Consider the following 20,672-nt stretch of genomic DNA (forward strand, 5'->3'; position numbering starts at 1 on the left):
ACTGACGTCCGACCTCAGCGGTGGGCCACGGCTCGCACCCGGTGGCGCCCACCGACGCGCGCGGGGACAGTGGGACGCGGTGAGAGGAGGGCGTCATGACCGTCCCCGACCCGTCCCGCCCCACGTCGGGCATGGACCCCATGCCGACCCGGCGGCCCCGACCGCCGTTCCCCGGCGACCTGCCGCCGCACGAGCTCCCGGACGACATCCCCGACCCCACGGCCCCCGGCCGCCCGGCCGACCCCACCCGTCGTCGGGAACGCGCCTTCGTCGGCGTGGGGAAGGACGACCGCCGCCGCCACGTGGTCGACGTGATCCTCGGGGAGGCGGGCGACCCGACCGGGCTGCGGGCCCGGTGCGGCGCGCCGGTCGAGCAGGTGGTGCCGGGGCTGCTGGCCGATCAGGCCGACTGCCCCGACTGCCTCACAGGGTCTTCGGTGCCTTCGCCGTACTGACGCGCTTCACGAACAGCAGGCGGTCGCCGCGCTCGAGGGCGTCGACCTCCGGCGAGTCGATCTGGTGGACCTCGTTGCCGCGCACCACACCGAGCACGATGTCGCGCAGGTGACGGGGCGACCCGCCGAGCTCCGACGGCTCGACGTCGCGCTCGGAGAGGCTCATCCCGGCGTCCGGGGTGAGCAGATCCTCGACGACCGCGACGACGTTCGGGTTCGTCGTCGCCACGCCGAGCAGTCGACCGGCCGTCTCCGCGGACACCACCACCGAGTCGGCGCCGGACTGCCGGAGCAGGTGGACGTTCTCGGTCTCGCGCACGGCGGCGGTGATCGTGATGCGGGGCGCGAGCTCGCGGGCCGTGAGGGTGACGAGCACGGCGGTGTCGTCGCGGTTGGTGGCGACGACGAGCGAGGCGGCGTGCGGCAGCCCGGCGGTGCGCAGGACCGACGACTGCGTCGCGTCGCCGCGCACGGTCACCAGCCCCATGGCGGAGGCGGCGTCGAGCCGGCCCCGGTCGGTGTCGACGACGACGATGCGGTCGGGCCGGGCGTCGTCGCCGAGCAGCGTGTCGACCGCCGCCTTCCCCTTGGTGCCGAAGCCGACGACGACCACGTGATCGCGCACGCGGGACCTCCAACGACGGATGCGGAACGCCTGGCGGGAGCGCTCGGTGAGCAGTTCCACGGTGGTACCGACCAGGACGATGAGGAACAGGACGCGCAGCGGCGTGATGGCGAGGATCGTCCACAGGCGCGCCGAGTCGGAGACCGGGGCGATGTCGCCGTAGCCGGTCGTGGAGAGCGAGACCGTGGCGTAGTAGAAGGCGTCGATCAGCCCGATCGGCCCGTCGGTGTTGTGGTCGACGTAGCCGTCGCGCTGCACGTAGACGATGAGCGCCGCCGCCGCGAGCGCCCCGATCGCGAGCGCGAGCCGGCGCACGAGCGCGACGAGCGGGCCGACGCCGCGATCGGGCATGACGACCACCGCCGCCGTGCCGCTCTCGCGGGCGGACGCGCCCCGACGCACCGTCCGGGCGCCCTCGCTCCGATCCACGGCGCGAGCGTAGCCATGATCACTCCTGCCGCCGACGCGGACCGTCCGTTGCCACGATCGAGTGAATCGGACCCGTCTGCTGTCAGAGAGCGACCCCCAGCGGGTCACTCCTGGTGACGAGGCCAGGAAAGACACCCGTCCGGGATCCGGGGGGTCACTCCATCCAGTCACTGGCCGTAGTACGAGAGGAGCTGTGAGTCATGGGCGACCGGTTCGCGAGCCACCCCTGCACCGACCTGGAGCGGTCCCTCCGCCCGGTCACCGGGGAGGACGCCGCCGAGGGTCCGGACTGGGTCGAGGCGCTCGCCGCCCTCGACGACTGCGACGGCTACATCGTCCTCATGGTCGATCCGGAGACCGGCGAGGTCGACGCGCACGGTCCCTACGGCGGCCCGGACGCCACGGTGGCCGCGGAGTCCCTGCGCGCCTCGCTGGACGCCGAGGGGCTGTACGACGTGTCGATCCGCATCGTGCGGCTGCACCTCCCGCGTGGCGCCGCCTGATCAGCGCCCGTCGGAGGGCGTGACCGCCGCGAACCGCTCGGTCCGTGCCGAGCCGGCGTCCACCGCGTCGACCGCCCGCGCCACGGCCGCCGCTTCCCGACGACGGGCGCGGGCCGCCCGCAGCAGGCCCCGGACGGCGAGCAGGAGCGCCAGGACGGCCGCGACGATCGCGGGGACCGGCGTGCCCGTGAGCAGCGCGCCGAGGAAGGCGGCGGGTCCGGCGAGGAAGGCCGCCGGTCCGCCCGGCGCACCCGCGCCCGCGGGTCCGGCCACCGCCACCGGGTCCCCCACGGGCAGCGACAGCGTCGCCACCCGGTCGGCCGGCGTCGGGTCGGCGGTCGGCGACCCGGCGACGGCGCGCACCGCGAAGGCGTCGGCCGCACGCGTCGGGACGTCCACGACGATCGTCGCCGCGACCGTGCCGCCGGGCCCGAGGTCGGTCGCGGGGCAGTCGACCCGCGCCCCCGTCGCGCCGCAGCGGCCGCGGTTGGACAGCACCGAGACCACCGACGAGCCGGCCGGCAGGGTCGTCGTGAGCGTGGCTCCGACGCTCTGCGACGGCCCGGTGTTCACCGCGGAGGTCCGCAGCGCCACCCGGGTCCCGGGCACCACGGTGCCGTAGGGCGTCGTGAGCGGGTCGGCCTCGACCCGGGCCTGCAGGTCGGTGGCGGCCGCCACCGGGGCGGCGAGCTCGGCGGCCGCGGCGCCCGGAGTCGGGTCGACCGCCATCGACGACGCCGCGGCGGTGACCGGGACGGCCCCGACGGGGAGATCCGCGGCCACCGCGACGCTCACCAGCGCCTCCACCGTCACCCCGACGGGCAGGTCGCCCACCGGACAGACCGCGCGGGAGACGGTGACCATGCAGGGCGCGCCCGCCACCGTCGCCCCGACGACGGTGAGTCCCCGCGGGAGGGCGTCGAGGTCGACGACCGCCGCCGGCGCCACCGAGGGGCCCACGTTGGTGGTGCGGACCCGGAAGGTCGAGGGGGGCCCGCCGGCGGCGACGGGACCGGGCTCGACGCGGTCGAGCACGGTGCGCAGGTCGGCGACCGCGCGGACCGGCGTCGAGGTGGTCGCGGTGGCGTTCGAGTCGCTCGGGTCCACGAGGGCGGCGGGCCGGGCGGTCGCGGTGCCGGTGACCGTGCCCGTCGGCGCCTCGGGTGCCACGGCGAGCGGGAGCGTGACGACCCGCGCGCTGCCGGGCGCGAGGTCGCCCACCGGGCAGGAGACCGCGCCCGGGACGGCCGTGCAGCCGGCGGGGAGGTCGACGGGCGCGAGGCCCGGACCCGGGGTGTCCGTCACGACCACGCCGGGCGCGACCGCCGGTCCCGCGTTGCTCACGGTGAGGACGTGGGTGGTGCGGGTCCCCGCGACCACGGCGCCCCCGGCGGCCCCGGGGGCGGCGGCCGCGATCACGCTGAGGTCGGCACCCCGGGTGTCGCCGACCGCGGCGACGGCGGTGTCGTTGGCCGGCTGCGGGTCACCGGTCGCCCCGGCCGCGCCGCCGGCCCCCGCCGCGGGCACCACGCGGGCCCGGACCGGCTCCGGGGTGACGAGCAGGCCCGGCGCGATCCCGGTCTCGACGGTGGCCGAGGAGGCCCCGCCGACCGGGAGCGCCGGCACCGGGCAGCTCACCTGCCGCCCCACGACCACGCACCCGGCGCTGACCGGCCCGATGGTGAGGCCGTCCGGGATGATCGCCTGCAGCACGGCCGGGGACCCGACCGACGGCCCCCCGTTGCGGACGGTCGCGGTGTAGGCCGCCGTCGTCGGGCCCAGGCCGCCGCCGCTGCGCGCGGTGGCGATCGAGACCGCGAGGTCGGCCTGGCGCGCGACCGTCGTCGTGGCCGGGACCGCCGGGGCCGCGGGGACCGGCGGCGCGGCGGCCGTGCCGGTCGCGCCGGGCGTCGCGCTCGTGACCTTCGGGGTCATGGTCAGGCGCCCGGTCGGTGCGTCGGCGGGCACCGTCGCCATCACCCGGACCCGGGTGCTCGCGCCGGCCGGCACCGTGCCCAGCGCGCACCGGCGGGTCGCGCCGCCGCCGCACTCCCCGGCGCTCGCGGCCACGTCGACCGGCGTCATCCCCACGATGCCCGGGTCCAGGTCCACGTCGCGCGCGTCGGACGGTCCGCGGTTGGTGACGACGACGGAGTACGCCGTCGGGGCGCCCGCGGCGAGCGCGGGAGCCACCGCGCCGGCGACGTCGAGGGCGGCCTGCGCCGTGACCGGCGTGCGGGTGACGGCGGCGTCGTCGGCCGGGCGCGGGTCCGGGGTGCGGGTGACGGCCGCGGACGAGACGAGGAGGTCGGGGGCGTCGAACGACGGCGCCAGCGCGGCCACCACGGCGACGGGGGCGCTCGCACCGACCGCGAGCGGCGCGGCGAGGGCGCAGTCGACCTGCCCGCCGACCGCCTGGCAGGTGCCGCCGGTGACGGTCCCGGAGACGAAGGACGCCCCGGGCGGGAGCACCGTGGTGACGACGGTGTCCTCGGCCGGCGACGGCCCGCGGTTGGTCACGGTGCCGCCGACGGTCACCCGGGTCCCGGCCACGACGGGCCCGGCGGGCGGGGTCGCGGCGACGACGAGGTCGGCGGAGCGTTCCGCCTGGTCGGTCGTGGCGGCCGTGTCGTCGGCGGGGGTGGGGTCGGGGAGGTCGGAGGACACGTCGACGGTCGCCCGGGTGTTCCCGCCGCCCGCCCCACCCGGGACGCGCGCGATCACCGTGACCTGCCACGACCCGCCTGGCGCCAGCCCCGGCCCGGTGCAGGCGAGCCGGGTGCGCTCGTCCGCGCAGGTCACGCCGTCGTCGCCCCGCGCCGTGAGGATCGTCGCCCCCGCGGGGAGGGTCAGCGCGAGCATCGTGCGCCCGGTGGTGGCCGGCCCCTGCGAGGCGACCTTCCCGACGTAGGTGATCGGGGCGCCGTCGCCCGGTGCCGTCGGGGTCGAGCGCACGCTCGCCGTCAGGTCGGCCGCACCCCCCGGGGCGGGCGTGGCCGCGGGCGCCGGGGAGGAGGTCGATGTCGCGGCGAGGGCGAGGGCCGTCCCCGGGATCACGACCAGGGCCGCGACCGCCGCGATCGCGACGGCGCCCCCGGGACGGGCCGGAGCACCCGGACGGCGGGTCCACCCGAACCGGCCGGGCCGTTCCTGCCGGCCCCACCGCTCACCCAACCCGCGCACGCGACTCCTCTCCCCGACCGACGATCGATCGTCGTCCTCCCTCGGATCAATCGGCTCCCGCCCGGGCCGGAGGAGAGGGACACGTCCGGGTGAGTTCCGCTCGCGCGCGTGCTGCGGGAGTGCCGCGCCGCCGATACGTCAGCTCGTCCGCGGGCGCGACCCGACGGACTCCCGTGGGTGTCGACCGTTCGTCGCCGCGGATGCGGACGCCCGTCCCGGATCGCCCATTGGAGTGGATTGGGCTAAATGGTCCGGTGCAATACACCGATCGCAGTAACGACCACGACGGCGCGTTGCCTTGACCCGCCGCCGCATCCACCCCGGGACCACCCAGAACGACGAGGTCCCGTTCTCTCCGAGAGGCAACACGTGTCGGACAACTCCGCGAACGAGTCGAAGAGGCAGCGTCGCTTCATCCAGCTCATCGTCGCCGCCGGTCTCATCGGCGCGGTGGTCCTGGCCCTGGCGATGACCAACACGCTGTCGGCGTTCGTCGCCACCATCACCAACTCGCAGAACACCGCGGCCACCGGCACGGTGGTCCTGCAGGAGTCCGGGTCCTCGGGCACCACGGTGTGCAACAGCACCGACAGCACCGGCGGCATCAACTCGAACTCGTCGACGTGCACGTCGTTCAACAAGTACGGCGGGAGCACGACGCTCGTGCCGTCGAACGCCACGGGGACCACCAACAACTCCGTGACCACGGTGAACTTCCGGAACACCGGGACCGCCGCGGCGACGACGTTCACGATGGCCTTCGGCGCCTGCACCCAGAGCAACAACGGCACGACGAACAACGGGTCGGCGACCGACTACTGCTCGAAGCTCCACGTGAAGGTGACGAGCGGCGCCACCACCGTGCAGGCCGACACCGTCGCGTCCACGCTCGCGAACACCACCGTGAACCTGCCGGCATCCCTGGTCCCGGCCGTCGCGAGCGGGTCGACCGTGCCGTTCACCTTCACCGTCTACCTGGACAGCTCGGCCGGCAACACCTACCAGGCGCTGTCCGGCTCCCAGCCGATCACCTGGACGCTCTCGTCCTGACGTCACGGGCTCCCGCGGCCGTCCGGCCGCGGGACCCGGGACCGGACGACCCCTCGAGATCCCGACCGACACCGACACCGATCCGGAGCATGACGGTGGACCAGGCTCAGGAACGGCGCGGGCGGCGCACGCGGCGCCGGCTGTCCGCACTCCTCACGGCCCTCGCCGGGGTCGCACTCCTCGCGGCGATGATCACGATCGCGCTCTGGTACCGCGACGGGGGTCGCTACCAGGTGGTCGCGACCCCGTCGATGGGCACGTTCGCCCCCGTCGGCACGTTGGTGCTGACCGAGCCGGCCGCGGCGTACCGGCTGGGCGACGTCATCACCTACCAGCCCCCGGTCCCGCAGCCGCAGGACACCAAGACGCACCGCATCGTCCGGATCGAGCCCGGGCCGGACGGTCCCCTCTACATCGCCCGCGGCGACATCAACGGGGCCGAGGACCCGTGGAAGATCCCGCAGCGATCCGTCGTCGGGAAGGTCGTGTTCGCGGCCCACGGCGTGGGGTGGCTGCTGCGCGCGACCCCGCTGCTCGCCCTCGGCGGGGCGGTGGTGTGGTGGGGCACGAAGCTCCTGGCGACGCGCTTCTGGCGGGTCCCGCTGCGGGTCCTCGGCTTCTCGTTGCTGCTGGTCACCACCACCCTGGTGCTCAAGCCCTTCGTCGCCACCATCACGCGGAGCGTCACCGCGGACGCGGCCGGCACGCACATCACGGTCATCTCCACCGGGATGCTGCCGATCCGGGTCACGGCGATGACGGGGGGCTTCGTCGACCTCGCCTCGGGCGAGATCCAGACCCTGACGACGATCCCGCCCCCGGGGGCCCGGGGCGCGCCGCTGACGAGCGGGGTCCACATGCCGTGGTGGCTCTGGCTGACGATGATGGGGCTCTGGATGCTCCCGATGGTCTACGGCCTCGTCGCCGCGGTGCGCCGGCCTCTACCCGACGCCCCGCCGGACGGCGGCGAGGGTCCGGAGGGGCGCGGGCCGGGCCCCGGCGTGATGGCGGCGGCGCCCGCGGTCGTGCTCGTGTCGGCCCTGCTCCTGTCCCTCGTCGCCCGCCCGACCCAGGCCGGGTACACCGCGACGGTCGCCAACAGCACGAACACGGCGGCGAGCGCGGCCTACTTCACCTGCGGCGGCGCGTTCCCCGGCGTCGCGGGCGCGCCGAACACGTACTTCGTCTGGCCGCTGGACGACGCGGCCGTCGTGACGCTCTCGACCGCCCGCGACGCGTCGGGCAACGCGCGCACCGGCACCTACGTGAACGGCTTCACGTCCACGACCACACCCTGTTCGCGCGACACCCCGAACCGGGCGGTGACCCTCGCGCCCACCGCCACCCTGCCGTCGTACGTCGCCACGACGGCGCTCACGGCCGTCGCCAGCCGGAACGTCTTCTCGGAGGCGGTCTGGTTCCGGACCAGCACCACCACCGGCGGTCGCCTCATCGGCTGGGGCAACCTCCGGACCGGCCCCTCGACGACCTACGACCGGCATGTCTACATGACCGACGGCGGGCAGATCGTCTTCGGCGTCTACCCGAACAACACCGTCCGCACCGTCGTCAGCCCGGCCGCGTACAACGACGGCCGATGGCACCTCGCCGTTGCCGTCCTCTCCCCGGCGGGGGCGGCCCTCTACCTCGACGGCGCCCAGGTCGCCGGGGACGCCACGATCACCAGCGCCGAGGGCGGCACCACGAACACCGGCTTCTGGCGGGTGGGCTGGGACTCGACCGGCGGCTGGACCTCGTCGCCGACCACCAGCTACTGGACCGGCAGCCTCGGGTACGCGGCGGTGTACACCGTGGCGCTCAGCGCCGCGCAGGTCCGGCAGCTCTACGTCGCCGGCGTCTGACCGGCCCCGACGACACGCCGCGCGTCCGGGTGACGTCGGCGTCCGGCGAAACGTTGCGGGCGCCGCGGACGACGTGCCGGGCATGGTTGGTGACCACGATTCCTTCCGGCTCCCGACGCAGGTCGTCCGGGAGACCGCGGGCGAGCAGCGGCTCGAGGCCGCCGCGCGCGTCCGGCACCTCGTCGCGGCCCTGGTGCCGGTGCAGCGCCCGACGGGTCTCCCCCGCGCGCGATAGCCCGGCCCCGGTCGGTCGGGCCCGGTGAGATCGGCCATGTCGACCGACCGGCGGAACTCGCGCAGCCACGCCGCCGCGGGGCTTCCCCGCCGCCATCCCGCCCGGTAGAACACCGATTCGTCGACGACCCGTGTGGGTGTCGGCCCGGTGGACCAGGGGCGGAGGCGGCTGCGATGACCGCGACGGGACGGTGGCGCGCGTGGAGCGCGGGTCCCGACGACGGATCCCTCCCGCGGCTGCGCGACCTCGACCTCGCCGCCCTCGGCGTGCACGCCCCGGTCCCGGACCGGCCCGTCGAGCGCGACGCCGACCACCGCATCGAGGCCGCCGTCGGCGGGGACGCCCCCGTGGTCGTCGTGGCCGCCCCGCGGCTGTCCGGGGGCACGCTCGCGCTCGCCCGCGCGGCGCGGCTGCTCCTCGGCGACCACCACGTCGTGCGTCCCGACCCGGCCGGACTCGGCGGCTCCGCCCCGCTCTCCGGTCCCGCGGACCCGGCGCTCGTCGACGCCCTGCGCCGGCGGCCCGACGACGGACTGGTGATCTGGCTCGACGGGATCGGTCCGGCCCTGCTCGCCGCCCTGCTCACGGCCCGCCCCCCGGAGGGCGCGCGGGTGCTCGCCACGGTGGACGACGCGCTGCTCCACCCCGACGTCACCCCGGCGACCCCCGGCCCCGGCGTGGTGCTCCTCCGGCTCGGCGCGGAACTCAGCCGCGCGGAGTCCGACCGGGCCGGCGCCCGCACGCTCGGCGCAGCGGTCGACCTCGGACCCGCCCGGGACCTCCTGCTGGGCCGCGCCGACGCCGCGTCGTGGCTGCCCCGCCCCTCGCGCCGCGCCGTGGCGCCCGCCCGCGCCGCCGTGCTGCGCGCGGCCGTGGACTGGACCCGCCTCGGCGTCGCCCACGCCCTCCCGACGCCGCTGCTCGCCCGCCTCGCCCTCGCCTACGCCCGGGAGATGCCCGGCGAGCCGCCGGCGGTGGACGACCTGACGCGGGCGGTGGAGGACCTGGTCGCGGCGACGGCGGGCGGCCGGGGAGGCGGCCCGGCCCGGCCACTGCGCCGGCTGCGGCTGCCCGACGGGGTGCACCACGTGCCCGACCCGCTGCTCACGGTCGCGGCCGACCGTCTCGGCCGCGACGGCTGGGAGCCCCCGGAGCGCCTCCGCGAGGTGGTGGGCGACCTGCTGGCCGCGCCCGTGGACCGGGCGGACCGCCGCACGGTGGGCGTCCTCGCCGCCGTCCGGGGCTTCGACGACCTCGCCGCCGCCCTGCTCCGGCCGCCCCCCGCCCCGGACGGCCCGACCGGGCTCACCCCGGCGCAGTGCTACCGGCTCGGGGTCGCCTCCCTGCAGGCCGGGCGGGCCGCGGAGGCCCGCCGCTGGTTCGCCGCCGTGCTCACCGCGACCCCCGACGACGGGTCGGTCCGCGAGCTGCGGGCGCGCGCGGCCTTCTGGTTGGGTCTCGACCGCGACGCCGACCCCGGCGACCGACGTCGACACCTCGAACTCGTGGTGCGCGACGGCCCGGCCCGGGACGCCTCGGACGCCGGGCTCCTGCTCGCGGGCCTGGAGCGCGACGCCGGACGCTTCGACGCGCAGCGGGGCTGCCTGCGCGCGGCCGTCACCGCGGCGCGGACGGCCGGCGACGCCGGGCGGGAGGCCGAGGCGACGCTCGACCTGGCCCACCTCGACCGGCACAGCGGCCGCTCCGACGCGGCCCGGACGGGCTACGACCGGGTCCTCGCCCTGGTCGGCCCGGACGAGCCCGCGGGCCTCGCCGCGGGGCGCGGACTCCACGAGCTGGACGACGCGGCCGCCGCCGACGACGGACCAGCGCCCGCCCGCTTCGTGCCCGAGCCCCTGCCCGCGCAACGCGGCGGACCCGGTCGGACGCCGCTGCCCCGTCGTGGCGGGGACGACGTCGAGGAGCTCGACGACGTGGCCGACCGGGACGCGGCGGACGGCGGTCCGGTCGACCGGCCCACGGTGCCGCGCCGGTCGTCCCCGCGCTGAGGTCCCGCCCCGGCCGTCAGGCGGCCGGCGCGACGACGGTCGGCGCCTGCCGCGGCGCCGGGACCCCCACGACGGTGGGCTGACCGGCGAGGGCGGGCAGCGGCGCGAAGACCGAGCCGCCGAAGAGTCCCTGCCCGGTGCCGGCGGTGGCGAGCATCGTGTCCTCGGTGCGCCGGGGCAGGGCGGTGACGTCCGCGCCGCCGGCGGCCATCTCGTCGAGCACCCGCTGCGGCCAGGAGCGCGCGGAGCCGCCCGCCACCGGGACCCCGTGGCGGGCGCCGAGGCACCGGGCGCGCAGCGCGGCGAAGGCGTCGGCGGGCAGCGTGGTGCGGGCTGCGTCCAGGAAGGCCGACCCGAGGTGGTCGTGCAGGACCGCGACGTTGTGCGCGGTCGCCGGGAACCCGGCCCGGGCGAGCAGCGTGGGGGCGTACCCCGGCGAGAGCCGCGGCGCGAGCTGCTCGACGCCCGCCCCGGCCCGCAGCACGACCGCGAACCCGACCAGCACGACGACGGCGACGACACCGACCCCGATGATCCCCATGACCCCAACCCCCTCGGCCGACCGGCGGGCCCCGATACCGCCACGCCCTGTGACGGAAGCGTCGTCCGAAGAGACGTCGTCGTTACGAGATCGCGACCGCGATCCCCCGTCCGGCCCACGTCATCACCCCGAGGTGAGGGATCTTTCCGATTCGTCCGTGATCGGATCGTGATCGGACACGCCGCAACCCTCGTCGCTCTCACTCGGGTGGACTAGTGACGCCCTCTCGGGAACCTTTATGTTGTTCCCACACCGGGCGCGGCCCCAGCGCGCCCCGGGACGACCGACACTCCCCCACCGAGGAGTCCCCCGATGTCCTTCGCCAGCAACGCCCTGCTCGCCGCCGGCTCCTCCGTCGCCGCGTGGCTCACCGCGCCGTTGGTCAGTGCCGCGGTCCACGGCACCACCGACCAGCGCACGCTGGCGGCCTGGAAGGACGAGACCGGGCCGATCCCGCTCCCGCGCCTGGACGACTACCGCGAGTCCGGCTTCGACGCGCCCGCGCGCCACGCCTGACCGCTCACCCCTCCGTCACCCGTCCGCGCGCCGCCACCCGCCCGGGTCGCCCCGGGCGAGCGGCGAGCGTGACCGAAGGTGACACCGAACGGCGGAACCAGCTCGAGCGTGTCGCGGGCGATGTCAGGGAAGAGCCTCACGAGGCCCTCACCCCGACACCACCCCGACCAGAGGACGTGAGCGCGATGTCCCGTCACAGCGGCCGTCACCACCACACCTCCCTGCAGCGGGAGCGCGACGAGGCGCGCCTGCAGCGGGCGCGCGTGGCGCGCGCCCAGCGGCGCGCCGAGCAGGTCGGCGCCGCGACGCCCGTCGACGGCACCCCGGCGCAGCGCAGCGGAACGCCCGCGAAGGTCGTCATCGACAACGCCGTCGCCCGTCGTGACCCGCTGACGCGGCCGTTCCCGGCCGCGCCGGGCCTCCCCGACGCCCGGCGCTCCCCCTCCGCGCCGCTGCCCGCCCACCGACGCCGGCCCGAGGCGGTCCTGGGCGCGCGATGAGACGGGCCGGTGCGGGTAGCCCCGGGTTGTGATCGATTCCGACGACCCCACCGACCGCGACGACACCCCGGCGGACCCGCCGCACCCCGAGAGCGGGGAGGCCGCCGACCCGGCGTTCGACATCGACCTCGAGCCCGAGGACCAGGGGACGGCCGGCGCCGCGGCCGAGCCGTCCGGCTGACCGCGCCCGACGGCGCGGCCGCGCCTGACCCGTCGTCGTCGCCGGGTCAGCCGCGGTTCTCCCGCCAGGCCCGCTCGAAGGGCAGTCGCCAGGCGTTGGGCGCGATCAGCTGGTGGATCGCGTTCGGCCCCCAGGACCCCGGCGGGTAGGGCTTGACCGGGGGCGGGTCGGCCAGCAGGGGCTGGGACCGGTCCCAGAGCGACTCGATGCCGTCGGCGGTGGTGAACAGCGTGTGGTCGCCCCGCATGGCGTCGAGGATGAGCCGCTCGTAGGCCTCGAGGACGTCGGACGCCTCCTGGGTCTCCTGGGTGGAGAACTGCATCGAGAGCTTCTGCAGCCGCATCCCGGGGCCGGGCCGCTTGCCGTAGAAGGACAGCGAGACCCGCGAGGAGTCGGCGAGATCGAACGTCAGGTGGTCGGGCCCCTGGGTCCCGACGCCCGAGCCCTGCGGGAACATCGTCCGCGGGGCCTCCTTGAACGCGATGGAGACGATGCGCTGGCCCTCGGCGAGCCGCTTGCCGGTGCGCAGGTAGAACGGCACCCCGGCCCAGCGCCAGTTGTCCAGCCCGACGCGCAGCGCGATGAACGTCTCGGTGTCCGAGTCGCGGGCGACCCCCGGCTCGTCGCGGTAGCCGCCGTACTGCCCGCGCACCACGTCGGAGGGGTGCACCGGCAGCAGCGACCGGAAGACCTTGTTCTTCTCCTCGCTGATCGCCCGCGGCTCGAGCGCGGTCGGCGGCTCCATCGCGACGAACGCCATCACCTGCATGAGGTGGGTGACGACCATGTCCTTGTACGCGCCGGTCGCCTCGTAGAAGCTCGCCCGCTGGTCGAGCCCGAGCGACTCCGGGATGTCGATCTGCACGTGGTCGATGAAGTTGCGGTTCCAGATCGGCTCGAACAGCCCGTTGGCGAAGCGGAACGCGAGGACGTTCTGCGCCGCCTCCTTGCCGAGGAAGTGGTCGATCCGGAACACCTGCGACTCGTCGAACACCTGGTGCACGAAGTCGTTCAGCTGGATCGCCGACGGCAGGTCGTACCCGAACGGCTTCTCCATGATCACGCGCGCGTCCTGGACGAGGTCGGCGTCGCGCAGCATCCCGACGACCGCCTGCGCGGCCTTCGGCGGCACCGAGAGGTAGTGCAGCAGCCGCACCCGGTCGCCGAGCTGGGTACTGGCCTCCTTCACCGCCGAGGCGAGCGCCTCGGGGCCCTCGCGCTGGCCGACGTAGACGAGCTTCGCCGCGAAGTCGTCCCAGGCGGACTCCGCGAGCCGGTGCATGCCGAAGTTCTGCACCGCGTCGTGGGCGAGCTCGCGGAACTCCTCGGTGGTGAGGTCGTCCATCGCCGTCCCGACGATGCGGATGTCGGGCGCGAGCTCGGACGCGGCGAGGTAGGCGAGCCCGGGCAGCAGCTTGCGTTTGGCCAGGTCCCCGGTGCACCCGAACAGCACGATGACGTGCGGGACGATCGGGTCGAGGTCCCGCCGGAACGGGCGCGACCCGGGGCCCGGGTAGGCGATGTCGGAGTTGCGATCGGGCAACGGAGCCTCCCGCGGATCGAGTTCCGCGTGGACCGTAGCCCGCACGTGTGGCGGGCGTGTGTCGTCCGGGAGGGGTTGAACGTGATCACCCGGGGAACGCCTGCCCGGTGGAGGACGACGGAACGTTGGTCAATCGGGTACGACGCGACGGGGACGCGGGGGTGGACCGCGGGTCGAGCCAGACCCACGGGGCCGGTGACCCCAGCGGGGTCGACGTGGAGCCCGACATACCGCCGCTGCGCTTCGGCGAGGACGTCGCGGACCACGACGAGGACGCCGCCCCGCCGTCCGCGGCGAAGCCCTCCTGACGACGGGCCTCAGCGGATCCAGGCCGGGTGCACCCGCGGGACGAACGCCACGGCGTCGTACTCGCGGACGGGGACCACGGGGATGCGTTCCCGGAGCTGCCCGGAGTCGACCACGCTGCCGATCCGGCGCATCGTCGTCGGGCTGGCGGCCCAGTCGGCCAGCCCGCCGCGGGCGCCCCGCAGGTCGACGAGCTGGTCCTCGGTGTCGCCGAGGGCGCGGCGCAGGTCCGCCTCGGCGGTCCCGGCCAGGACCGGCAGCCGGTGTGACGACGGCCGGGGCCGCGCCGGCCGCAGCAGCTTGCGGCGGACCGCCGACGCGCTGCCCTCGGCGAACCACCCGCCCACCACGTAGTAGGCGTCGCCGAGCGCGGCGCGCAGGTGCCGGCCCGCCGTCGTGGGGTCCGCGACCCGGACCAGGTCGTCGTGGCCCCAGAAGAGCACCGCCGGGGTGCCCGCGGCGCCGTCCGCCGCGCGGCTGACGGCGTCGGCGACCAGCCGCGCCCGCAGCACCGGCGCGCTGGTGTCGTCCAGCTGCTCGGCCTCCGCGGCCGTGGGGAACGCCCGCCCGCGGGGCGCCGCGGCGACCTCGGCCGCCCGCGCCAGGATCCAGGCGTGGTCGAGGGCCTCGGCGTAGCGGCTCGGGGACGTCTCGGCGACCAGCCGGGCCTCCGCCGCGACCAGCTCGCCGTGCAACGCGACGACGCCGTCGCGGAGGGGGGCCTTGAGCGGGCGCTCGTCGGGCTCGCGGTCGAGGAGCTCGCCGAGGCCGTCCCGCGCGGGCGGGAGGAGCTCGGGCGCCGCGTCCCGGAGGTAGGCCCCGAGGACCTTGACCGAGCGCGCCGCGCGGACGGGATCGGCGCCGACCACCCGCACCCGGTCGGACGGGTCCACCATCTCGTTGCGGTCCCGCAGCCAGGAGACCAGCCCGACCATCTCGCGCGTGTCGTACTCCCACCCGCCCAGGGCGGCGACGGCGTCGCTCGGCGAGGAGATCCCGCGGGCGGCGGCGTCGAGCCCGGTGGCCCCCGCCTCGCTCGCCCCGAGCACCAGCACGCGCACGCCCAGCTCGTCGACGGCGTACTCGACGATGCGGCGGCCCATCTCGAGGAGCTCGCGGGCGCCGTACGCGGCCGCTCCGACGCCGAGCACCCGGACGCCGCGCAGCGCCGGGCGCCAGGACGCGAGTCCGAACGCGTCGACGGGCACCGCCCGCGCGGCGACCTCGTCGGCGACCTCGTCGTCCATGCCCGCAGACCCTACGGAGCGCCCCGCCCGGCCCGCCGTGGGGTCCGCGGGGTCCGCGGCGGCCCGCGGACCAGGTCTCATCACACTCTCGGGTGACATTACGCCGAGTGGCCTAACGGTCATCGTGCGTGGCGCGACACCCCGGGTGACTCCGCACCCGCGGAGGAGAGTTCACCGGGAGGAACCCACGATGTCGAAGCCCGCGACCGGAGCCGCCGCAGCAGCCGCCGCGCTGGGGGCGTGGCTCGCCGTCCCGATGGTCACCATGCGCCGCAAGGGGACGCTCGACGAGCAGCAGATCGCCGCGATCCGGGGCGAGTCCCGCTTCGACCCGACCGACGCCGAGGCCCGGCACCGCGCCGCCCTCCGTCGGGCTCGCGTGCGTGAGGCCCAGGTGCGCGCGGCGATGGCCGCCATCCCCGAGCCGCGCCCGTCGGCGGAGCCGCAGCGCTCGCCGCTGACCTGGTGACCGGCGGGTCCCACCCGCCCGCCGTCGCGGTGCCGCTAGCGTGCGGCCCCGATGGCCGCTACGGGATCGTCGGGACGACGCCTGGTCGTGTGCTGCGACGGCACCTGGGACACCCCGTCCGAGCGGACCAACGTCTCCCTGCTCGCCGCCGCCCTGCGTGAGGACGAGACGCAGGTCGTGCAGTACTTCCCCGGGGTGGGCGCCGACGGCGACCCGGTCTCCCGGGTGCTCGAGGGCGGGCTCGGCCTCGGGCTGAACCGGCGGATCCGCGAGGCCTACGCGTGGCTCGCGGAGACCTGGCGGCCCGGCGACGAGATCGTGCTGCTGGGCTTCAGCCGCGGCGCGTTCACGGTCCGCAGCCTCGCCGGCATGCTCGCGGCCACCGGGCTCGTCGCCTTCGTCCCGGGCACGTCCCGCCGTGAGCGCAACCGCGTCGTCCGGCGCCTGTTCCTCGACGGCTACCAGCGTGGCCGGCGCGTCGACGGGCTGACCTACGCCCCGGGCTTCGGTCCCGACGACACCGCGCCGATCGCCTTCCTCGGCGTGTTCGACACCGTCGGCGCCCTCGGCGTCCCCCGCACCTTCGGCCTGCTCTCCACGCTCCTCCCCCGGCAGGTCGAGGGGTTCCACGACCTGACCCTGGCCCCCGACGTCCGCCACGCCCGCCAGGCCCTCGCCCTCGACGAGCGGCGCGGACCGTTCGTGCCCGCGGTGTGGGCCGACCCGGCGCCCGGCGACCACCTCTCGTTCGCCCAGCAGTGGTTCGTCGGCACCCACGGCGACGTCGGCGGGTCCCAGGACCGCCCCCGGGCGCTCTCCGACATCACGCTGCGCTGGATGGCCGACGAGGCCACCGCCGCCGTCGGGCTCACCTGGGACCGACCGGTCACGACGACGGGTGACCCGCTCGGACCGCTCGACCCGCGGCCCCGCGGCATCTGGTCGGTGCTCTCCCCGCAGCCCCGCTCGGTGCCCCGCGTCGTCGAGGGCGCCCCCGACGTGCACCCGTCGGCCGTCGTCCGCCGCGCGGCCACCACCTACCGGCCGGGCCGCCTCGTCCCGGCGGCCTCCGCCGTCTCCGCGGTCGTCCCCGCCGACGACCCCTGGGCCGAGACCGGGCTCTACCTCGAGGCGGGCCGCTGGGCCCTGACGGCGAGCGGGACCTGGACCGACCACGGGACCTCGACCCCGCCGTCGGGCTTCCGGCGGTGGCCGCTGCGCGCCTGGCCGGACTACGCCGTCGGCGCGGTCGCGGACGGTTACCGGCGGGCGGTCCGGCGTCTCACCACGCGGCTCGCCGACGCACCCGGCGCCCCCCGGGACGGCGACGCCCGGCGGATGGCGATGGTGGCCGCCGTCGCGAACGCGCGCCGCGATCCGGACGGCGGGCTCACCCGCGGGACCACCGCCCTCGTCGGGACCGTCGTGGACCTGCCGCGACCCGGCTACCTCTACGCCTTCGCGAACGACTCCTGGCTCGGGTACCGGGGCAACCGCGGCGCGGCGACGCTCGTGGTGGAACGCGGGTGACGGACCCCGACCGAGGGTCCGGCGCCGACTCCGGGGCCGCCACGGGTCCGGTCGTCGTCCGGCGGTGGCGTCGGCGGCTCCCCCGGGCCTCGCGGGTCGTGGCCGGGCTCGTCGTCGTCGCGGCGGTCGCGGTGCTGCTGGTGCCGGACCGGCTCGGGCTCGACCAGACGCTGCCCTTCGTGGGCTTCGTGCTGGTCCGCGCGCCGGCCACGCTCGCCGTCGTCGTGCTCGCGCTGCTGGCGCTCGCGGTCCGTGCCCGCTGGTGGCCGACCGTGGTGCCGGTCCTGGCGATCGGTGCGGTGGCCGCGGCGGCACTGGTCCCCCGGCTGATCCCGGACGGACCCGGTCCCGACCCGGGACCCGACATCGTCGTCATGGTCCAGAACGTCGACCGCGGGAGCGCGGACGTGCCCGCCCTGGCGGCCGTCCTGCGCGAGCGCCGTCCCGACGTGCTGGTACTCCCCGAGGCGGGCGAGCCGTTCCGCGCACGCCTCGCGGCCGCGATCCCGGAGCTGGGCTACCGGTCGTGGTCCTCCGTGCCGGTGAGCGAGCCCGACGCCGTGGGCACCACGGTGTTCGCCGGGCCCTCACTCGGTGACGTCCGCGTGACCCCCGTCCCGGCCCGCTTCCCCTGGCTCGAGCTGACCGGCGGCGCGCTGGGCCCCACCCGGCTGCTCGGGGCGCACCTCGCCTCGCCCGTCCCGGACCTGATCGACGTGTGGCCGGCCGAGCTCGCGTCCCTCGCGCGCTGGTGCGCGCCGGGGACCGGACCCGCCGTCGTCGTCGGGGACCTCAACGCGACCGCGGACCTGCGCGCCTTCCGCGCCGGCAGCGCGGGGTGCACCGACGCGGGCGACGCGGCGGGCAAGGGACTGCTCGCGACGTGGCCCGCGGGGCTGCCGCGCTGGCTCGGGGCGCAGCTCGACCACGTCCTCGTCGGGGGCGGCGCCGGGGTCGACGGGTTCGACGTCGTGGAGGTGCCGGGGACCGACCACCGCGGGGTGCTCGTGACGGTCCACGTCCAGGGCTAGCCCGTGGGCAGGAGCCCGCTGAGGTCGGCGACCTGGTCGGCGGGCGGCGCGACGACCGCGGGGGCGCCGCCGATGTCGGTGAAGGTGAGGCTCGTCGTCGTGGAGGTGGGCGCGCCGGTGCCCTGGGCCGGGACGGTGACGGTCTGCGCGGCCTTGACCAGCCGGCCGTCCGCGACCCAGAGGTCGACCGGCAGCGTCGAGCTGCGCAGCTGGGACTTCAGGAGGTCCACGGCCGGCTTCGTCGACGGGTCCTGCGCGCCGGGCACCCGGTCGAGGTCGACGACACCCGCGTAGTGCGTGGCGTCCCGGCCCGCGACCTGCTCGGGCCCGACCTCGCGGACGTCGTCACGGATCGCGTCGAGCCACGCGAGCTGGCGGGCCGGGTTCTGCGACGTGCCCACCCCGAGCGCACCGAGCGGCGCCCCGTAGCGCGACCGGGCCAGCCGGTCGACGTCCACCGACACCCACGGCTTCCCGCCCGCGACCATCCCGGCCAGCCCCGACGCGGACGGCGGCAGCTGCGCGTCCAGGCGGCCGCCCGCGAACACGACCCGCACGGCACCGAGGGAGGGCAGCTGCAGGGTGAGGTCCGCGGCCTGGGCGCGCGGGTCGACGACACCCTGCCCCTGCAGCGGCATCTCCTGGCCCGCCACGGCGGTGCGGCCGTCGAGGGTCGCCCGGGACGGTCCGGCCGCGGCGGTCGCCACGATCGCCGCCCGTACTGCCGTGGCCGGGTTGGCGGGGCTGCCCGGGCCCGTCGATCCGCACCCGGCGAGGAGGGCGACGAGCAGCAGCACGGGGAGCACGCAGCGGGTCACGGGCCCATCGTGACCGGTGGGAGTCGGCCGCCCGTGACCCGGGCCCGCGAGAGTGATGGCGCGTCCCTGACACCCGACGTCAGGACGGCGCCACTCGCACGTCGTGGTCCGAGGCCTGGGCGGCTTGTCGCGGGGAGCCGACTGCCAGCCCCACCTCGTCGTTCGGAATCAGAACGACAAGGTGGTCGGCGCTCGTCGGTCGCCCGCGACAGGGCGTCAGCGCCAGCGGTGGGTGCGGCGGCCCTTCACGGTGGTGGCGAGCTGTCGTTGCCACAGGGCCCAGGTCTCCGGGTCCAGCGTGTGGTTGCCCGTGTCGCCCGTTCCCGACGACGGGGCGGTGCGGGTCGAACCCGTCCGCGCCGCGGACCCGGCGCTGCCCGTACGCGTCGCGGCGGCGCCGACCGGGATCGGGCCGGACCCGGTGCGCGGGTGCGAGCCGGTCGTCGGGTGGGAGCCGGTGTCGGACGTCCGCGACCCGGTCGTCTGGTGCGAGCCCGTCGTCGGCCCGGCGATCGGGATCGGGCCCGAGCCGGTCCGCGGGTGCGAGCCGGTCGTCGGGTGCGAGCCGGTGTGCGGACCTGTCGCGGGCCCGGCGACGGGGAACGGGCCCGACGGGTGCTGGCGCGGGATCGGGGCGGAGGGGTGCCCGACCGGCATCGGGGGCGGCGGCACGACGTGCGGACGCTCCTTCACGGCCGGGAGCGGACGCGACGGGGTCGGGACCGCCGGCCGGGGGGCGGACGGGACCGGACCCGACGTCGGGAACGGGTGGGCGACGCGCAGCGTGCCGTGGGCGCGGGCCTCGTCGGCGACGAACCAGCCGACGACCGGGGTCCAGGGCCAGTAGCGGTGCGCGGAGCGGGTCTTGACGAAGCCGAGGCCCATGATCAGGCCGAAGATCAGGTGGCCGACGAGCGAGAGCGTGAGCGTGACGGGCGTCAGCGGGAACATCATCGTCTGGCCGCGGGGGGCGAGCCAGACGGTGCCGATGAGGCCGGCCCACACGGGGAAGACCGCGAACGCGACCGACGCCGCGACGACGACCGGCGCGGGGCGGCGGTGCAGGCCGAGGAAGGCGGCGAGGACGAAGAAGGTCACGCCGATGCCGCCGCCGTCGCCGACGTAGCGCCACAGGTAGCCGACCCAGGCGCCGGCCTCCTTCGACGTGCCGTCACCGACGATCCAGGTGCCCATGGTCGGGATGAAGTCGGCCCACCAGCCGAGCATGTAGACGGTGTCGAGCCGGAACACGTCGTACAGCGCGCAGGCGATGATCCCCCAGACGAAGCCGTGGAGGATGACGCGGTCCTCGGGGTGCGGGTCGAAGATCGACAGCGCGAGGATCGTCGTGGCCAGCGGGATCACCAGGAGCGCGGCCGACCAGTTCATCGTGATGAGGCCGAACACGTGCGCCGAGATCGCCAGCAGGGGCAACGCGGCGAGCAGCACGTGCAGGCCGACCCGCAGGAGTCCCTGCCGGGTCACCGGGGCCAGGGGGAGCGCAGCACCGTCGGTCGTCGTCACGACCGGAAAACTAGGTGTGGCCGTGACCGGTCCGTGGCCAACCTGAGAGCGCACGGAGATCGTCGCGATCACGGGCGCTCGTCGCGCGCCCACCGGTCGGGACCCTCGTCCGTCC

Annotated in this window: 20 protein-coding genes; 13 read left to right on the top strand and 7 right to left on the bottom strand. The window is 76.4% G+C overall.

The window, feature by feature from the left end; all coding sequences use genetic code 11:
- The first annotated feature begins 95 nt into the window (after positions 1–95).
- Positions 96–455: a hypothetical protein gene (locus A3CO_RS33535; protein ID WP_018334209.1), complete on the top strand. Its 360-nt coding sequence runs from the start codon at positions 96–98 to the stop codon at positions 453–455.
- Here A3CO_RS33535 and A3CO_RS0120955 read toward each other — a convergent pair.
- Positions 424–1,509 (bottom strand): potassium channel family protein, encoded by a 1,086-nt coding sequence (locus tag A3CO_RS0120955; RefSeq protein WP_018334210.1) that lies wholly within the window; start codon positions 1,507–1,509, stop codon positions 424–426. The genes A3CO_RS33535 and A3CO_RS0120955 overlap by 32 nt on opposite strands.
- A gap of 200 nt (positions 1,510–1,709) precedes the next feature.
- Between A3CO_RS0120955 and A3CO_RS33540 the strand changes: the two genes are divergently transcribed.
- Positions 1,710–2,012 (top strand): hypothetical protein, encoded by a 303-nt coding sequence (locus tag A3CO_RS33540; RefSeq protein ID WP_018334211.1) that lies wholly within the window; start codon positions 1,710–1,712, stop codon positions 2,010–2,012.
- Here the strand turns inward: A3CO_RS33540 and A3CO_RS0120965 are convergent, their stop codons facing one another.
- Positions 2,013–5,195, bottom strand: coding sequence for a DUF11 domain-containing protein (locus A3CO_RS0120965; protein WP_020508845.1), 3,183 nt, complete (start codon positions 5,193–5,195; stop codon positions 2,013–2,015).
- 369 nt (positions 5,196–5,564) lie between these two features.
- Here A3CO_RS0120965 and A3CO_RS0120970 point away from each other — a divergent pair, with 369 nt between their 5' ends.
- The 4 genes from A3CO_RS0120970 (at position 5,565) to A3CO_RS0120985 (ending at position 10,351) form a co-directional block, all read left to right on the top strand.
- Complete coding sequence (locus tag A3CO_RS0120970; RefSeq protein WP_018334212.1) at positions 5,565–6,245, top strand: hypothetical protein; 681 nt, start codon at positions 5,565–5,567, stop codon at positions 6,243–6,245.
- 89 nt (positions 6,246–6,334) lie between these two features.
- The gene (locus A3CO_RS36160; protein WP_018334213.1) at positions 6,335–8,107 is read left to right on the top strand and encodes a LamG-like jellyroll fold domain-containing protein; all 1,773 of its coding nucleotides are present in this window, start codon (positions 6,335–6,337) and stop codon (positions 8,105–8,107) included.
- Positions 8,108–8,189: 82 nt separating this feature from the next.
- On the top strand, positions 8,190–8,342 hold the full coding sequence (locus A3CO_RS38325; protein WP_018334214.1) for a hypothetical protein: 153 nt from the start codon (positions 8,190–8,192) through the stop codon (positions 8,340–8,342).
- Between the two features lie 173 nt (positions 8,343–8,515).
- A complete protein-coding gene (locus A3CO_RS0120985; RefSeq protein ID WP_026204829.1) occupies positions 8,516–10,351 on the top strand; it encodes a hypothetical protein in 1,836 nt (611 codons plus the stop codon).
- A 16-nt stretch (positions 10,352–10,367) separates the two neighbouring features.
- Here A3CO_RS0120985 and A3CO_RS0120990 read toward each other — a convergent pair whose 3' ends face one another.
- Complete coding sequence (locus A3CO_RS0120990) at positions 10,368–10,892, bottom strand: hypothetical protein (protein WP_018334215.1); 525 nt, start codon at positions 10,890–10,892, stop codon at positions 10,368–10,370.
- 312 nt (positions 10,893–11,204) lie between these two features.
- On the opposite strand from A3CO_RS0120990, the gene A3CO_RS0120995 reads away from it, so the two are divergent.
- From A3CO_RS0120995 to A3CO_RS38330, 3 genes are all read left to right on the top strand, one after another.
- Positions 11,205–11,408 (top strand): hypothetical protein, encoded by a 204-nt coding sequence (locus A3CO_RS0120995; RefSeq protein WP_018334216.1) that lies wholly within the window; start codon positions 11,205–11,207, stop codon positions 11,406–11,408.
- A 185-nt stretch (positions 11,409–11,593) separates the two neighbouring features.
- The gene (locus tag A3CO_RS0121000; protein ID WP_018334217.1) at positions 11,594–11,908 is read left to right on the top strand and encodes a hypothetical protein; all 315 of its coding nucleotides are present in this window, start codon (positions 11,594–11,596) and stop codon (positions 11,906–11,908) included.
- A gap of 28 nt (positions 11,909–11,936) precedes the next feature.
- Complete coding sequence (locus A3CO_RS38330) at positions 11,937–12,089, top strand: hypothetical protein (protein WP_018334218.1); 153 nt, start codon at positions 11,937–11,939, stop codon at positions 12,087–12,089.
- A gap of 46 nt (positions 12,090–12,135) precedes the next feature.
- Here A3CO_RS38330 and zwf read toward each other — a convergent pair whose 3' ends face one another.
- Positions 12,136–13,632: a glucose-6-phosphate dehydrogenase gene (zwf, locus tag A3CO_RS0121010; protein WP_026204830.1), complete on the bottom strand. Its 1,497-nt coding sequence runs from the start codon at positions 13,630–13,632 to the stop codon at positions 12,136–12,138.
- Between the two features lie 161 nt (positions 13,633–13,793).
- Here zwf and A3CO_RS38335 point away from each other — a divergent pair, with 161 nt between their 5' ends.
- Positions 13,794–13,940 carry a hypothetical protein gene (locus tag A3CO_RS38335; protein ID WP_018334220.1) on the top strand — a complete coding sequence of 49 codons (147 nt, stop codon included), beginning with the start codon at positions 13,794–13,796 and terminating at the stop codon, positions 13,938–13,940.
- A gap of 9 nt (positions 13,941–13,949) precedes the next feature.
- Here the strand turns inward: A3CO_RS38335 and A3CO_RS0121020 are convergent, their stop codons facing one another.
- Positions 13,950–15,185 (bottom strand): erythromycin esterase family protein, encoded by a 1,236-nt coding sequence (locus tag A3CO_RS0121020; RefSeq protein ID WP_018334221.1) that lies wholly within the window; start codon positions 15,183–15,185, stop codon positions 13,950–13,952.
- Between the two features lie 190 nt (positions 15,186–15,375).
- Here A3CO_RS0121020 and A3CO_RS0121025 point away from each other — a divergent pair, with 190 nt between their 5' ends.
- From A3CO_RS0121025 to A3CO_RS0121035, 3 genes are read left to right on the top strand one after another with little or no spacing between them, the layout of a single operon-like run.
- Positions 15,376–15,654, top strand: a complete 279-nt coding sequence (locus A3CO_RS0121025) for a hypothetical protein (RefSeq protein WP_018334222.1) — start codon at positions 15,376–15,378, stop codon at positions 15,652–15,654.
- 51 nt (positions 15,655–15,705) lie between these two features.
- The gene (locus tag A3CO_RS0121030; protein ID WP_026204831.1) at positions 15,706–17,184 is read left to right on the top strand and encodes a DUF2235 domain-containing protein; all 1,479 of its coding nucleotides are present in this window, start codon (positions 15,706–15,708) and stop codon (positions 17,182–17,184) included.
- Complete coding sequence (locus A3CO_RS0121035) at positions 17,181–18,215, top strand: endonuclease/exonuclease/phosphatase family protein (RefSeq protein ID WP_018334224.1); 1,035 nt, start codon at positions 17,181–17,183, stop codon at positions 18,213–18,215. The genes A3CO_RS0121030 and A3CO_RS0121035 overlap by 4 nt, the downstream gene beginning before the upstream one ends.
- On the opposite strand, the gene A3CO_RS0121040 is transcribed toward A3CO_RS0121035, so the two are convergent.
- On the bottom strand, positions 18,212–19,033 hold the full coding sequence (locus A3CO_RS0121040) for an SCO4651 family lipoprotein (RefSeq protein WP_018334225.1): 822 nt from the start codon (positions 19,031–19,033) through the stop codon (positions 18,212–18,214). The two genes, A3CO_RS0121035 and A3CO_RS0121040, sit on opposite strands and share 4 nt — an antisense overlap.
- A gap of 216 nt (positions 19,034–19,249) precedes the next feature.
- On the bottom strand, positions 19,250–20,557 hold the full coding sequence (locus tag A3CO_RS39110; RefSeq protein WP_211214511.1) for a hypothetical protein: 1,308 nt from the start codon (positions 20,555–20,557) through the stop codon (positions 19,250–19,252).
- Positions 20,558–20,672: the final 115 nt, after the last annotated feature.

Origin of the sequence: Actinomycetospora chiangmaiensis DSM 45062, assembly GCF_000379625.1 — a bacterium.
Taxonomy (GTDB): Bacteria; Actinomycetota; Actinomycetes; order Mycobacteriales; family Pseudonocardiaceae; genus Actinomycetospora; species Actinomycetospora chiangmaiensis.